The 13,920-nt window shown below is 73.5% G+C and carries 13 protein-coding genes; 6 read left to right on the plus strand and 7 right to left on the minus strand.

Annotated features, from left to right (window positions below):
• Positions 1–133: 133 nt before the first annotated feature.
• Positions 134–1,900: a 2-isopropylmalate synthase gene (gene leuA, locus NH339_RS08215; RefSeq protein WP_253024266.1), complete on the minus strand. Its 1,767-nt coding sequence runs from the start codon at positions 1,898–1,900 to the stop codon at positions 134–136.
• A gap of 194 nt (positions 1,901–2,094) precedes the next feature.
• Here leuA and NH339_RS08220 point away from each other — a divergent pair, with 194 nt between their 5' ends.
• Positions 2,095–3,144: a glutathione S-transferase C-terminal domain-containing protein gene (locus NH339_RS08220; RefSeq protein ID WP_253024268.1), complete on the plus strand. Its 1,050-nt coding sequence runs from the start codon at positions 2,095–2,097 to the stop codon at positions 3,142–3,144.
• Positions 3,145–3,162: 18 nt separating this feature from the next.
• Here the strand turns inward: NH339_RS08220 and NH339_RS08225 are convergent, their stop codons facing one another.
• Positions 3,163–3,900 carry an IclR family transcriptional regulator gene (locus NH339_RS08225; protein ID WP_253024270.1) on the minus strand — a complete coding sequence of 246 codons (738 nt, stop codon included), beginning with the start codon at positions 3,898–3,900 and terminating at the stop codon, positions 3,163–3,165.
• Positions 3,901–4,048: 148 nt separating this feature from the next.
• On the opposite strand from NH339_RS08225, the gene NH339_RS08230 reads away from it, so the two are divergent.
• Both NH339_RS08230 and NH339_RS08235 read left to right on the plus strand, forming a co-directional pair.
• Complete coding sequence (locus NH339_RS08230) at positions 4,049–5,386, plus strand: SLC13 family permease (RefSeq protein WP_253024272.1); 1,338 nt, start codon at positions 4,049–4,051, stop codon at positions 5,384–5,386.
• Positions 5,383–6,831, plus strand: a complete 1,449-nt coding sequence (locus tag NH339_RS08235; protein ID WP_253024274.1) for an acyl-CoA synthetase — start codon at positions 5,383–5,385, stop codon at positions 6,829–6,831. The genes NH339_RS08230 and NH339_RS08235 overlap by 4 nt, the downstream gene beginning before the upstream one ends.
• A gap of 8 nt (positions 6,832–6,839) precedes the next feature.
• On the opposite strand, the gene NH339_RS08240 is transcribed toward NH339_RS08235, so the two are convergent.
• The 5 genes from NH339_RS08240 to NH339_RS08260 form a co-directional block, all read right to left on the minus strand.
• Positions 6,840–9,011, minus strand: a complete 2,172-nt coding sequence (locus NH339_RS08240) for a DUF3488 and transglutaminase-like domain-containing protein (RefSeq protein ID WP_253024276.1) — start codon at positions 9,009–9,011, stop codon at positions 6,840–6,842.
• Complete coding sequence (locus tag NH339_RS08245; RefSeq protein WP_253024277.1) at positions 8,998–10,176, minus strand: DUF58 domain-containing protein; 1,179 nt, start codon at positions 10,174–10,176, stop codon at positions 8,998–9,000. The genes NH339_RS08240 and NH339_RS08245 overlap by 14 nt, the downstream gene beginning before the upstream one ends.
• A 118-nt stretch (positions 10,177–10,294) precedes the next feature.
• Positions 10,295–11,236, minus strand: a complete 942-nt coding sequence (locus NH339_RS08250; RefSeq protein WP_253024278.1) for a MoxR family ATPase — start codon at positions 11,234–11,236, stop codon at positions 10,295–10,297.
• 181 nt (positions 11,237–11,417) lie between these two features.
• Positions 11,418–12,131, minus strand: a complete 714-nt coding sequence (gene aqpZ / locus NH339_RS08255) for an aquaporin Z (RefSeq protein WP_253024279.1) — start codon at positions 12,129–12,131, stop codon at positions 11,418–11,420.
• Between the two features lie 41 nt (positions 12,132–12,172).
• The gene (locus NH339_RS08260; RefSeq protein WP_253024280.1) at positions 12,173–12,316 is read right to left on the minus strand and encodes a hypothetical protein; all 144 of its coding nucleotides are present in this window, start codon (positions 12,314–12,316) and stop codon (positions 12,173–12,175) included.
• Positions 12,317–12,496: 180 nt separating this feature from the next.
• Here NH339_RS08260 and NH339_RS08265 point away from each other — a divergent pair, with 180 nt between their 5' ends.
• The 3 genes from NH339_RS08265 to NH339_RS08275 form a co-directional block, all read left to right on the plus strand.
• Entirely contained in the window at positions 12,497–13,006 is a 510-nt protein-coding gene (locus NH339_RS08265) for a flavodoxin family protein (protein WP_253024281.1), read from the plus strand.
• Positions 13,007–13,046: 40 nt separating this feature from the next.
• The gene (locus NH339_RS08270) at positions 13,047–13,406 is read left to right on the plus strand and encodes a hypothetical protein (RefSeq protein ID WP_253024282.1); all 360 of its coding nucleotides are present in this window, start codon (positions 13,047–13,049) and stop codon (positions 13,404–13,406) included.
• On the plus strand, positions 13,403–13,920 hold a 518-nt coding region (locus NH339_RS08275), incomplete at its 3' end, for a hypothetical protein (protein ID WP_253024283.1). The genes NH339_RS08270 and NH339_RS08275, both read left to right, overlap by 4 nt.

The raw sequence follows: 13,920 nt of genomic DNA on the forward strand, positions 1-13,920 counted from the left end.
ATGAGCGTGACGTTCGCGGGCCGGATCGGGTCGCGACGACACCGAAACGTCACACTCAGCGGAGAGGGGCAGGACCCGGCGAGGGGCAGGGCCCGGCGGGGGTGCCGGGCCCTGGGCGGCGGACCAGTGCCGTCTAGACGGCGGGGATGGTCTGGGCCGCGGCGCGGTTGGCGGCGGAGACGACGGCCCGCAGCGAGGCGGTGACGATGTTGGCGTGGATGCCCACGCCCCACACGATCTCGCCGGCGATCTCCGCCTCGACGTACGCCGCGGCGAGCGCGTCGCCGCCGGCCGAGAGCGCGTGCTCGGTGTAGTCGAGCACCCGGATGTCGGCGCCGGCCTGGCGCATCCCGTCGACGAAGGCGTCGACGGGACCGTTGCCCTCGCCCTTGAAGGAGCGCTCCTCGCCGCGGACGACGAGGTCGACGACCTGCTGGTCGTGGCCGTCGGACGACGTCGTGGAGGTGAAGGTCACGAGGGAGTAGGGCTCCTCGCGCTCCAGGTACTCCTGGCTGAACGCCGTCCAGATGCCGTCGGCGGAGATCTCGCCCGCCTCGCCCTCGGTGAGGCCCTGCACGACCCGGCTGAACTCGATCTGCAGGCGACGCGGCAGGTCGAGCTGGTGCTCGGTCTTCAGCAGGTAGGAGACGCCGCCCTTGCCGGACTGGCTGTTGACGCGGATGACCGCCTCGTAGGTGCGGCCCACGTCGTGCGGGTCGATGGGCAGGTAGGGCGCCTCCCACGGCACCTCGGACACGTCGACGCCCTGCTCGGCGGCGATCCGGTCGAGGTCCTCCAGGCCCTTCTTGATGGCGTCCTGGTGGGAGCCGGAGAACGCGGTGTAGACGAGGTCGCCCGCGTACGGGTGGCGCGGGTGCACCGGCAGGCTCGTGCAGTACTCGACCGTGCGGCGCACCTCGTCGATGCCGACGCCGCCGGCGGTGAAGTCGACCTGCGGGTCGATGCCCTGGCTGAACAGGTTCATGCCGACGGTGACGAGGTCGACGTTGCCGGTGCGCTCGCCGTGCCCGAACAGGCAGCCCTCGACCCGGTCCGCGCCGGCCATCAGGGCCAGCTCGGTGGCGGCGACGGCCGTGCCGCGGTCGTTGTGCGGGTGCAGGCTGATCGCGACGTTCTCGCGGTGCTCGACGTGGCGACCGAACCACTCGATCTGGTCGGCGTAGGTGTTCGGCGTGGCCATCTCGACCGTGGCGGGCAGGTTGAGGATGATCTCGCGGCCGTCCTCGGGCTGCCAGACGTCCATGACCGCGTTGCAGACCTCGACGCTGAACTCCAGCTCGGCGCCCGTGAAGATCTCGGGGCTGTACTGGTAGCCGAACGCGGTGCCGGGCATGTTCTGCTCGGCGTGCTTCATGACCAGCTCGGTGCCGCGGGTGGCGATGGCGCGCACCTCGTCCTTCGAGGCGTGGAAGACGACGCGACGGAACAGCGGCGCGACGGCGTTGTAGAGGTGGATGTTGGCGCGCCGGGCGCCGGTCAGCGCCTGCGTGGTCCGCTCGATGAGGTCCTCGCGGGCCTGGGTCAGGACCGAGATCGTGACGTCGTCGGGGATGACGTCCTCCTCGATCAGCGAGCGCACGAACGCGAAGTCGGTCTCGCTGGCCGACGGGAACCCGACCTCGATCTCCTGGTAGCCCATGCGCACGAGCAGCTCGAACATGCGGCGCTTGCGCACCGGGGTCATGGGGTCGATGAGGGCCTGGTTGCCGTCGCGCAGGTCGGTGGACAACCAGCGCGGGGCCTTCGTGATGGTCTGGGACGGCCAGGTGCGGTCGGGCAGGTCGATGGGCGCGAACGGGCGGTAGCGGCCGAACGGCATCGGCGACGCCTTCTGCGGCGAGACGACGTTGCTGGGCAGTCCGGTGCGGTGCGTGGTCATGTCGGTGTCTTCCTCGGGGTGCTCGTCAGGTCGTTGCGGTCGGTGCATGACGAACTCCGCGCCGAGGGGCCCGACCTAGTGGACCTCGACGCGGCAGAGAAGGAGTCGGCTCGCGTACATCGCGGCCAGCCTACCCCACGGTCCTCGGGGACCACCACGCTGCAGCGGTGGGCGGGCTCGGACAGACTGGGGTCATGAGCAGCGACACCAGCAGCGAGGACCAGTCCACGGCGGGCTCCTACGTCACGAGCGGCCAGGAGTTCGACCGCGACATGAACTACATCCCCGACCGCATCACGCGACAGGGAGGCGCCCCGGTCGACGACCGTGCGGGCACCGGCAAGCCGCCCGTGGAGGACGCGCCGACCTGGCCCGTCGAGGCCGGCCGCTACCGCCTGGTCGCCGCGCTCGCGTGCCCCTGGGCGACGCGCACGGTCATCGTGCGCCGCCTCCTCGGGCTGGAGGACGCGCTGTCGCTCGGGCTCGCCGGACCCACGCACGACAAGCGCAGCTGGACGTTCGACCTCGACCCCGACGGGGTCGACCCGGTGCTCGGGATCCCGCGCCTGCAGGACGCGTACTTCGCGCGCTACCCCGACTACCCACGCGGCATCACCGTGCCCGCCGTCGTCGAGGTCGAGAGCGGCAAGGTCGTCACGAACGACTTCCCGTGGATCACGCACGACTTCTTCTTCGAGTGGACCGACCACCACCGGGAGGGTGCGCCCGACCTCTGGCCCGACGCCACGCGCGACGAGATGGAGGAGGTCATGCACCGGGTGTTCACCGAGGTGAACAACGGGGTGTATCGCTGCGGCTTCGCCGGCTCGCAGGAGGCCTACGACTCCGCGTACGACCGGCTGTGGACCGCGCTCGACTGGCTCGAGGAGCGGCTGACGACGCGGCGCTACCTCATGGGCGACACCATCACCGAGGCCGACGTGCGGCTCTTCACGACGCTGGCGCGGTTCGACCCGGTCTACCACGGGCACTTCAAGGCCAACCGCCAGACGCTGGCGACGATGCCGGCGCTGTGGGGGTACGCGCGCGACCTCTACCAGACGCCCGGCTTCGGCGACGCGACCGACTTCGAGCAGATCAAGCAGCACTACTACGTCGTGCAGACCGACATCAATCCCACGAGCGTCGTCCCGAAGGGTCCCGACCTCTCCGGCTGGACGACGGCGCACCACCGCGAGGAGCTCGGCGGGTCGCCGTTCGGCGACGGCACGCCACCCAGCTGAGCGAGGTGCGAGCGCAGGTCAGAGGAGTCGGCCCAGCCTGCGGGCCGACTCGACGACCTGCGTCCCGAGCTCCTCGAAGCGCGCGGGCACGATGCGGATCGAGGGTCCTGACACCGACAGGGCTCCCACGACGCCGGTGCGCGAGACGATCGGCGCGCCGAGCGAGCTGATGCCGGTCGAGAGGCCGTTCTCGTTGATCGAGTAGCCGCGGGCGCGGACGGCGACGAGCTCGGCGCGGATCACGTCGGGGTCGACGAGCGACGCCGGGGTCCGCCGCTCCAGCGGGCCGGCCAGGTAGCGCTCGACCACGTCCTCAGGACACGCCGACAGGTAGGCCAGGCCGGTGGCGGAGGCGTGCAGCGGGATCCGCTCCCCCAGCGGCAGGAACGCGCGGAGGGCGTGGGAGGTGTCGAGCCGCTCGAGGAGCACCAGCACGTCGCCGTCGGGGGCGCAGAGGTGCACCGTCTCGGTCGTGACCAGCTGCAGGTCGCTCATGAGCGGCAGCGCGAGGTCGCGCAGGCTCTGGCGGCCGCCGGCCCCGCCGCACACGGAGAGCGCGCGCAGACTCATCGACCAGCGCGCGCTCGTGCCGCCGGACGACTCGACCCAGCCGACCTCCTGCAGCGTCTGCAGGCAGCGGTGCACGGTGCTCTTCGGCAGGTCCGCGGCGCGGGCGAGGTCGGACAGCCCGACCGGCTGGAGCTCGGCGACACGCTCCAGCACCGAGAACGCGGTCACCACGCTGGCGGTCGTCACAGGCTCCTCCTCGGGCTCGGCCCGTCCGTCCCGCGGTGGTGCTTGCCCCGGGACGTCGGTGTGCTCTACGTTACACGCCCGTCCCGGCTGACGGCCCACTGTTCCATCAGGTGGACCGACCGGGAGCCGTCCCCCACCTGGAGGCGCCATGACCGCCCAGCTCGTCGCCCTCGGCATCTTCGTCGCCGTGTTCGCGATCGCCGCAGCCCGCAACGTCAACATCGGCATCGTCCTGTTCCCCGTGGCCGCGCTCGTCGGCCTGTGGGTCGCCGACCTCAGCCTCGAGGAGGTGGTCGCGGGCTTCCCGCTGTCGATCCTCGTGCTGCTCGTGGGCGTCACCTACTTCTTCGGCATCGCCCACAGCAACGGCACCATCGACTGGCTGATCGAGACGTCGCTGGCACGGGTCGGCGACCGGGACGCCGCGCTGCCCACCACGTTCTTCGCGCTGACCGCCCTCGTGTCGGCCATGGGCGCTCCGCTCGGCGGGCTCGTCATGGCCCCGATGGGCATGAGCGTCGCGCACCGCCGCGGCATCGACCCGATGCTCATGGCGTTGTCGATGGGCTGCGGGCTGAGCGCCGGCGCGTTCGCCCCCACCAGCCTGTTCGGCATCATCACCTGGGGCACCGCCGACGCCGCGGGCATCGCGCTCAGCCCGCTGCTGCTCTTCGCGGTGGCCGTGGTGGTCAACCTGGTCCTGCTGGCCGTGGCGCACGTGCTGTTCGGTCGCGGACGACGTCGCGCGGAGGCCCCGCGCCTGGAGCGCGCCATGGTCGCGCGCGGTGCCGCACTGCCGGAGTACGGCCAGTCCTCGCTCTCCCTCGACGACGACGCCCCGGCCGAGGTCCGCTCGCCCGGTCGGGCGACGCCGCACCAGGTGCTCACGCTCGTGCTGATGGTCGGGCTCGTCGTGGCGGTCGTGGTGATGGCGCTCGGCGGTCTGGAACCCGACATCGGTGTCATCGGCTTCGGCCTGGGTGCGCTTCTGGCGCTGGTCGACCCGGCCGCGGGGAAGGCGGCCATGAGCCGGATCGACTGGGGCTCGGTGCTCCTGGTCGGCGGCATCATCACCTACGTCGGCGTCCTGACGCAGATGGGCGTCATCGACCTCATCGGCGAGCGCGCCGCGCACGTCGGCGCCCCGGTCGTGGCGGCGCTCCTGCTGTGCGCGGCGGCAGGCCTCATCTCGGCCTTCGCGTCGACCACCGGGATGCTCGCCGCGCTCGTGCCCCTCGCCCTGCCGCTCATCGCCGACGGCGGCATCCCCGGCTGGGCGATGATCTGCGCCATCGGCGTCTGCGCGTCGATCGTCGACGTGTCGCCGTTCTCGACCGTGGGAGCCACGTACGTGGCCACGACCGTCGACCCGGACGCCCGTCCCCGCATGACCAGCCTGCTCACGCGGTGGGGGCTGTCGATGGTGGTCGTCGGTCCCGTCGCCCTGACCCTGACCCTCATCCTCCCTGGCATGGTGCTCTCATGACGTCCTCCTCCCCCACGACCCTGCTCCGTGCGCTGCGCGACCTCGACCTGCCGGACCACCCGGAGGCCGTCGTGGTCGACGGACGGGCGCTGTCGCGCGCAGGTCTGCGCGAGGTCGCCGTGGCGTTCGCCTCGCGGCTGCCGGACGCCGGACCGGTGGCCGTGTGCGCCGAGCCGACGCTGGAGACCGTCGTGGCCGTGAGCGGCTGCCTGCTGGCGGGCGTGCCCGTGGTGCCGGTGCCGCCCGACGCGGGCCCGGCCGAGACCGCGCACGTGGTGAGCGACTCCGGTGCGACGTGCTGGGCCGGGCCGCCGCGCGAGGGCGTGGACCTGCCGCTCGTCGAGGTGCCGACCACCCCGACCGCCGGGGACCGACGCGTCGACCTGCCCGAGCCGGTCGCGGAGACCGAGACGGCGATCGTGCTCTACACGTCGGGCACCACCGGGGCGCCCAAGGGCGTGGTGCTCAGCCACCGCGCCCTGCGGACCGGGATCGAGGGCCTGGCCGACGCCTGGGGCTGGACGGGCGACGACGTCGTCGCGCACGGCCTCCCGCTGTTCCACACGCACGGACTCGTGCTGGGCGTGCTCGGGTCGCTGCACCTGGGCTCGCGTGTCGTGCACACCGGCCGCCCGACGCCGCAGGCGTACGCGGCGACGCCCGCCACCGTCTACTTCGGCGTGCCGACCGTCTGGACGCGCGTGGCGCGCGACCCCGAGGCCGCACGGGCCCTGTCCGGTGCCCGGCTGCTCGTGTCGGGCAGCGCCCCGCTGCCCGTGCCGGTCTTCGAGCGGTTGCGCGAGCTCACCGGCCACGCGCTGGTGGAGCGCTACGGCATGACGGAGACCATGATCACCCTCAGCACGCGCGCCGACGGCGAGCGCCGCCCGGGCTGGGTGGGCCTCCCGGTGGGCGAGGCGCGCACGCGCCTGCGGGCCGAGGACGGCGGCGAGGTGCCGCCGGACGGCGAGACCGTCGGTCGGCTCGAGGTGAGCGGTCCGATGCTGTTCGACGGCTACCTGAACCTGCCGGGGACGACCGCCGAGGTGCTCGGGGCCGACGGGTGGTTCGCCACGGGCGACCTCGCCGTCGTGGACGCCGACGGCTTCCACCGGATCGTCGGCCGCGAGTCGGTCGACCTCATCAAGTCCGGGGGCTACCGCATCGGCGCCGGGGAGATCGAGACGTCGCTGCTCGCGCTGCCGGAGGTGCTGGAGGTGGCGGTGCTGGGTCTGCCCGACGAGGACCTCGGCCAGCGCATCGTCGCCTACGCGGTGGTCGCACCCGACGACGCCGACGACGCCCTCGCCGCACGCATGGTCGAGCACGTCGCGACGGACCTGTCGTGGCACAAGCGGCCGCGCGAGGTCCGGTTCGTGCCGTCGCTGCCGCGCAACGCGATGGGCAAGGTGCAGAAGAAGCTCATCCTCGACGGGCCGGGCTGAGCCGCGCGTCAGCGTCGGCGCAGCAGCGACCGCGGCAGCAGCAGCGCCCGGAGCCGCTCCCCTCGCGACCCGGCCGCACGGACCCGCTCGACCACCCGGCGCGCAGCGTCGCGCTCGTCGGCGACGTCGGTGCCCGGACGGGCGTAGCGCGAGCGCTCGACGGCGGTGAGCACCCGGCGCAGGTCGTCGGGGTCGGCACGAGGACCGACCACCTCGACGAGCCCCCGCGGCGTCCCGGTCCGCGGGACCACCAGCCCGACGTCGACCGCCGACGCCTCCACCTCGCGCCACCACGGCTCGGGGTCGGAGGCGGCCAGCCGGCGACGTCGCAGCAGGCTGCGCAGCAGACCGGGCAGCAGAGCCGCGAGCAGCAGGACGACGGCGACGGTGAGGGCGGTGCGCGGCGCCGTCGGGGCCTCGGAGTCGGCGGCCGACGCCTCGGTCGTGACCGAGCCCTCCTCCGAGGCGGCGTCGCTCGGTCGCTGCGACGGCTGGTCCTGCGGTGCTGCCTGCTCGGTGCTCTCCGGGGTGCCCTCAGGCTCCTCGAAGCCGGTGCGCGAGCCCACGCCCGGCGTCGGCTCGAAGCCCACCCAGCCGACACCGTCGAAGTAGATCTCGGGCCACGCGTGGAGGTCGTCGGAGGTGACCTCGTACTCGGTGTTCCCGTCGTCGTCGACGCCCGCGGCCTGGCCGGGCGCGTAGCCGACCGCGATCCGCGACGGCATCCCCAGCTCGCGGGCCATGACCGCCATCGCGGAGGAGAAGTGCACGCAGTAGCCGGCCTTCTCCTCCAGGAAGGTGCCGAGCACGCCGACGCCGTTGCCGTCGTAGTCCTCGGCGACCGGGGCGGTCTCGGAGTAGACGAAGTTCTGGCGGAAGTAGTCCTGCAGCGCGAGGGCGCGGTCGTAGTCGTTGGTGGCGTCGGCGGTGACCTCGCGGGCCGTCGAGGCGACGACCGGCGGCACGTCGTCGGGCAGCGCGGTGTAGTCGGCCGGGACCGCGCTCGGCGAGGTGACGAGCGCCCGCATCTGCTCGGCCGTCGGGAGGCGCTCGAGGCTCGTGACCGTGTACTGCTGGTCGCGCGTGGTGGAGCTGTCGGAGCTGATGGTCAGACCGGTGCGGCGCAGCGACCATGCGCCGCGCAGACCGTCGACGTCGAGCACCGGGTACGGCACCGGCAGCATGCTGCTGCGCAGGTCGGCGATCCGGATCGTGGTGGTCTCCTGGCTCGTCTCGACCTCGGGCTCGATGCCGATGCGGCTCTCGAACGGGTCGCCGTCGCTGGCCGTGGCCGGACGCCACGTGCGGCCCCGGAAGTCGCGCAGCGTCGCGACCTTGAGGTACGGCGGGTCCTGCAGCGTGGTCGTGTAGCGCGCGGAGACGGTGGTGCTGTTGCGGCGCAGGTTCTGCCCCAGCTGCAGCATCGGATTGATCCCGCGACCGAACACCTGGGGCGGCGGCTCGCCCCAGGGCTTGGCGACGGCGGTGACGTCGGGCAGGACGGGAGGCAGCAGGACCCCGACGAGCAGGGCCGAGCCACCGAGACCCAAGGCCGGCACCAGCGACGCCCAGCCTGCGGACGTCGCCGCCGTGCGGGTGCGCAGGAGCGCGAGCCAGCAGGCCGCGGCGCCGGCGAAGACCCAGAGCGAGGGCGTCTCGCCCGAGACCAGGGCCGGGGCGGCGTAGACCACCAGCAGCACGGCTCCGGTGAGGAGCACGCCGACGCGGAGGCGGAGCACGAGGTCGAGCACCAGGACGAGCAGGCCGAAGGCACCGGCGAGGAGCAGCACGAGCGGACGCGCCGCCGCCGCCGGTGCGGCCTCCTCCATCACGATCACCTGCGCCCGCGACAGCGCCTCGCCGAGGCCCTGGAAGGTCGCGGTGGTGGGCAGGGGTCCGGCGAACGTCTCGGGGACGAACACCCACCCGAGCACGACCACCAGCACGAGGAGCCCGACGGGCACGGCGAACCGTGGCGCGAGGCTGCCGAGCACCGCGCAGACGAGGGCGACGAGGCCGGCCACGAGCGTCGTGGTCACCCACCAGTCGCGGCCCTCGACGACCGTGTCGTAGCCCAGCAGGAGGACGGCGAGCGCGCCGACGACGAGGAGCTGGTCGAGCCAGGGACGCCGCGGCACGGCGGCGGCGCGACGTCGGGTGGAGGCCTCAGGACGCAGCACGGGTGCGACTCACCCCCAGGCGCGACCAGACCTCGGAGACGTCGTCGTGGGCGGCGTAGGGGACGTGCCGCCAGCCGGCACGCTCGAGCACCTCGAGCGCCGGTCCGCGCGTCCCGGCGGAGACGAGCGCGAGCACGCTGGTGGCGCCCGCGAGCGCCTCGGTCCAGGCCTGGGCACGCGCGATGTCGGGACGCCCGAGCACGGCCACCACGGTCCGCTCCCCGGGATCGGCGTCGGCAGGGTCGGCGCCCGGCAGCGGCTCGAGCACCGCGAGGTCGACGAGGGCCTCCTCGACGGCCTCGACGTGGTCGAGCTGGCGGTCGACCACGTCGAGCGGCGAGCGGAGGGTGACGGCGAAGCCGGCGTGCACGAGGTGGTCGACCATCGACGCCGCGGCGCTGACCGCCCACTCCAGCTCGGGCGAGTACGACCAGCCGTCCCGCTCCCGGGCGGTGCCGAAGGACGCCGCGTCGGGGTCGACGACGACGCCGATCCTCGGGTCGTCCTGCTGCTCCTCCTGGCGCACCATGAGCTCGCCGCGGTGCGCGGTGGCCTTCCAGTGCATCCGCTTCAGCGCGTCGCCGGGCAGGTACGTGCGGGCGACCAGGTCGTCCTCGCCGATGCCGGCGCGGTGTGCCGCGCCCTGGGCGGCGACCCCCTCGTCGAGCCCCCGGGTCGATCCCGCGTCGAGCGCGTGCCGCCGCGGGAGCACCACGAGATCCTGGGCGTCGCCGAAGGTGTGGCGGCGCAGCACGAGGCCGAACGGGTCGACGACCTCGACCCGCAGCGGCCCGAGCGCGTGCCGACCTCGCCGCAGGCCCTGCACGGGGTAGCGGAACTGCGCCCGCGACCGGCGGGTGCGACTGCCGCCGAGCGGCGGGAGCACGCCGCTGGCATCGGCGCTCAGCCCGTGCGGCACGGTGTCGCTCCAGCGGGCCTCGAGGGCGGGCAGCACCGACAGGTTGGTCACCTCGACGGTGGCGGTCGTGGTGTCGCCCGGCGAGAGCACCTCGGGCGCGAAGCGCCGCTCGACGACGACCCGCGCCTGCCCGAGGAGCACGAAGACGGCCGCCAGCACGACGACGCCGAGCAGCATCGCCGAGACGCTCAGCAGAGCAGGGAGCGACAGCAACGGCGCCGCGGCGAGCAGGACCACCGACGTCACGAGGAAGCCGGCACCACGACGCGTCAGTCGCAGACCAGGCCACACGAGACCAGCACGGGGCGGACCAGGACGAGGCAGCCGTCGCAGGAGCATCACGCCCGGGTCACCGACCGGTGCGTCATCGGGGCTCCACCGCACCCTGCGGCACGGGCGTCTCCGCGACGATGCGGCGCACCGTCTCCTCCACGGGCGCCGAGCCGCGGGCCGGGACCAGCCGGTGCGGGAGCACGAGCGGGGCGAGGGCGTCGACGTCGTCGGGCAGCACGTAGTCGCGGTTGTCGAGGTAGGCGCGGGCCTTCGCGACACGCACCAGCTGCAGGGTCGCGCGGGGGCTGGCACCGAGGCGCAGGGCGGCGTCCTCGCGCGTGGCCCGGGCGATCGCGACGCAGTACCGCTCCACCGACTCCGACGCGAACACCGCACGCGCCTGGGCGATCATCACGCGGACGTCGTCGATGGTCACGACCGGCTGCAACCGGTCGAGGGGGTTGTCGACGTCGCGGTCGCGCAGCATCTCCAGCTCGGCGTCGACGTCGGGGTAGCCCATCGAGATCCGGGCGGTGAACCGGTCGCGCTGGGCCTCGGGCAGCGCGTACGTGCCCTCCATCTCGTACGGGTTCTGCGTGGCGATCACGCTGAACGGCGTCGCGAGCCGGTGGGTGCGTCCGTCGACCGTGACCTGCCGCTCCTCCATGGCCTCCAGGAGCGCGGACTGGGTCTTCGGCGAGGCGCGGTTGATCTCGTCGCCGATGACGATGTTCGCGAACACCGCACCGGGCTTGAACTCGAACTCGCCCTTCTGCTGGTTGAAGGCCGAGACGCCGGTGACGTCGGAGGGCAGCAGGTCGGGCGTGAACTGGATGCGACGCACGGAGCCGTCGACGCTGCGCGCGAGTGCGCGGGCGAGCACCGTCTTGCCGACGCCGGGGACGTCCTCGATCAGCAGATGACCCTCGGCGAGGAGCACCACGACGGCGGTCTGGACCGCCTCGGGCTTGCCGTCGACGACGGACTCGATGTTCGTGAGGACACGGCGGGCGGCGGCTCGGGCGTCGTCCATGGGACTCCCTCGGTCGGTGGCGGGGGGTCGGTCCATCATCCCCTGCTCCCCCCAACGTCGCAGGACGACCAGGAGTTTCCGCCGGCTCTCTCCCCGTCCCCGCGATTTGTGGACCTGATGACGGTTCCGGGGCGGAAGATCGTCACCAGGTCCACAGAACGAGTCGGAGGCGCGAGGCGTCTCAGTCCTCGTCGTCGCCGAGGAGGGCGGCGTGGGCGAGACCGGCGATCGCTGCGCCGACGAGGGGCGCCAGGATGAACACCCAGACCTGCGAGAGCGCGTCGCCGCCCGCGAACCACGCCACGCCGAGCGAGCGTGCCGGGTTCACCGACGTGTTGCTGACGGGGATGCTCACGAGGTGGATCAGCGTGAGGGCCAGACCGATGGCGAGGCCCGAGAAGCCGACTGCCGCGCGGCGGGCCGAGGCGCCGAGGATCACGAAGAGGAAGAACGCCGTGAGCACGACCTCGGTGACGACGACCGCCCAGAACCCGTACCCGCCCGGGGAGCGGTCGCCGTAGCCGTTCGTGGCGAACCCGGAGGCGACGGCGTCGAAGCCCGGCTTGCCCGAGGCGATGGCGAGCAGGAGCGCGCCGGCCACGGTCGCGCCGACCACCTGCGCCGCTGCGTACGCCGGCACGTCCTTCCAGGGGAACCGGCGGGCGGTCGCGAGTCCGACCGACACCGCGGGGTTGAAGTGCCCGCCGGAGACGGGCCCGAACGCGTAGGCGCCGGTGAGGACGGTCAGGCCGAACGCCAGCGCGACGCCGGCGAAGCCGACCTGGTCGCCGGCGAGCACGGCGGTGCCGCAGCCGCCGAGGACGAGCCAGAAGGTGCCGAGCGCCTCCGCCGTCAGGCGCTGCGACGTGGTGAAGACGGGCGTGGTGGTGGACATGGGGACCTCTCTCGTGTCGGTGGGGACGGGGTGCGGCGCCGTCAGCGCCGACGCGACCGGCGCGAGCCGCGGTCGTGACGACGCTCCTCGAGCTTCCGCTTGGCGATCGGGAGGCCGACGAGCGACAGCAGCTTCCAGACGAGCCAGCCGAGCAGGGCGAACAGGTTGCGCTTGGGTCGAGCCATGGGGGACTCCTCGGGGAGACGGGGGTGGGGGACGACGGTGAGAGTCCCGGAGCGCGCCGATCGTCACGTCCGACGACGTGCGACTCAGGTCACGTCCGGCGTGGCACGGGCGGCGCCGGAGCCCGGCGACGCACGTCCGTCGATACTGGGGCGCATGCCCCTCGACACCAGGACGTCGCCGTGAGCACGCTCCTGCTCGTGCTGCACACGCCCACGGCGGCCACCCGCGTCCTGGGCGGTCAGCTCGCGGCCGGCGCCCAGGACGACGCGATCGAGGGCGTCGACGTCCGCGTCCTCTCCCCCGACGCGACCACGGCCGACGACGTCCTGGCGGCGGACGGTCTCGTGCTGCTCTGCCCGGCCAACTTCGGGTACATGTCGGGGCTGCTGAAGGACCTCTTCGACCGCACCTTCCTGGCCGTCGGTGGGGCGCTGGGCGACGACGGTGGCGGGACTCGCACCGACGCCGGGGGCGGGACGTCCGACGGCGGTCGCCTCCCGTGGGCGCTGTGCGTGCACGGCCGCTACGACACCGAGGGCGCCGTGCGCTCGGTCGAGTCGATCGCCCAGGCCCTCCCCTGGCGCCGCGTCGCCGCACCGCTGCAGCTGCTCGGCGACGTCGGCGACGACGAGCGCGCCGCGGCCTACGAGCTCGGTGCCACGGTGGCCGCCCTGCTCGCCGTCGGCTGACGGTCACGTCGACCGACCGGTGCCGCCCTAGGCTGGCGGGGTGGACCTGCTCGTCGCCGCGGCCGTGATGGCCGGTCTGCCGTGCGCGCTGGTCACCGTCGGCGTCGGGCCGGTCGTGGTCGCTCAGGCGCGCTCGCGCGGGTGGCGCGTCGGCGTCGTCCTCCTGGCGCTGGCCTCGCTGGGTTCCGCAGCCGTCGTGTGGCAGGCCTGGGGCAGCGGCTTCGACGCCGCCGACGGCCTCCGTGAGGAACCCTCGTGGGTCGACCCCACGCTGCAGGGCGGCGCACTCGCCTGGACCCTGACCACCGTCGCCCTCGGCTTCGTGGTGGTCGCGGCCCACCGGCGCCGTCGAGCCGTCGACAGGACGCGCCTGGACCGTCCTGGGACCATGGAGTCATGAACCTCCCCGAGGGACTGCCCACGCTGACGGCCGGGGCGCACGACGCCGACGCGGGCGAGGCCTGCGTCATGGAGTACGTCTCGGTCCTGGCCGGCGAGCCGTGGAGCGACCGGCCCGAGTGCACCCACCCGGTGCTCGCCCATGAGGCGCGCACCGCCAACGACCTCGCGAGCGACGCCGACCGGCACCGTCTGGTGCCGCTCGTCGGTCGTCTCTTCGGCACGGGCGACGACTCCGTCGAGCTGCGCACCCGGCTGCGTCTCGCCCAGGCCGCGCAGGTGCTCCGCCTCGTGGACCCGATGGCACGCGTCAGCGTGCAGGGCTACGCCGACCACGCGCAGGTGCTGCTCGCGTCGTACGACGTCGACGCGCTCGACGCCGTCGCCCAGGCACGCGAGGTCGCGGCCGCCTGGGACGTCGCCCGCAGCGCACCGCTGCACGGGGGCGACCTCGACCCGGCCCACGCCGAGCACCACCGCACCGCGTCGCGCGTCATGGCCTTCGCGGCCGCGCC

This window comes from Aeromicrobium sp. CnD17-E (genome assembly GCF_024124745.1).
Taxonomy (GTDB): Bacteria; Actinomycetota; Actinomycetes; order Propionibacteriales; family Nocardioidaceae; genus Aeromicrobium.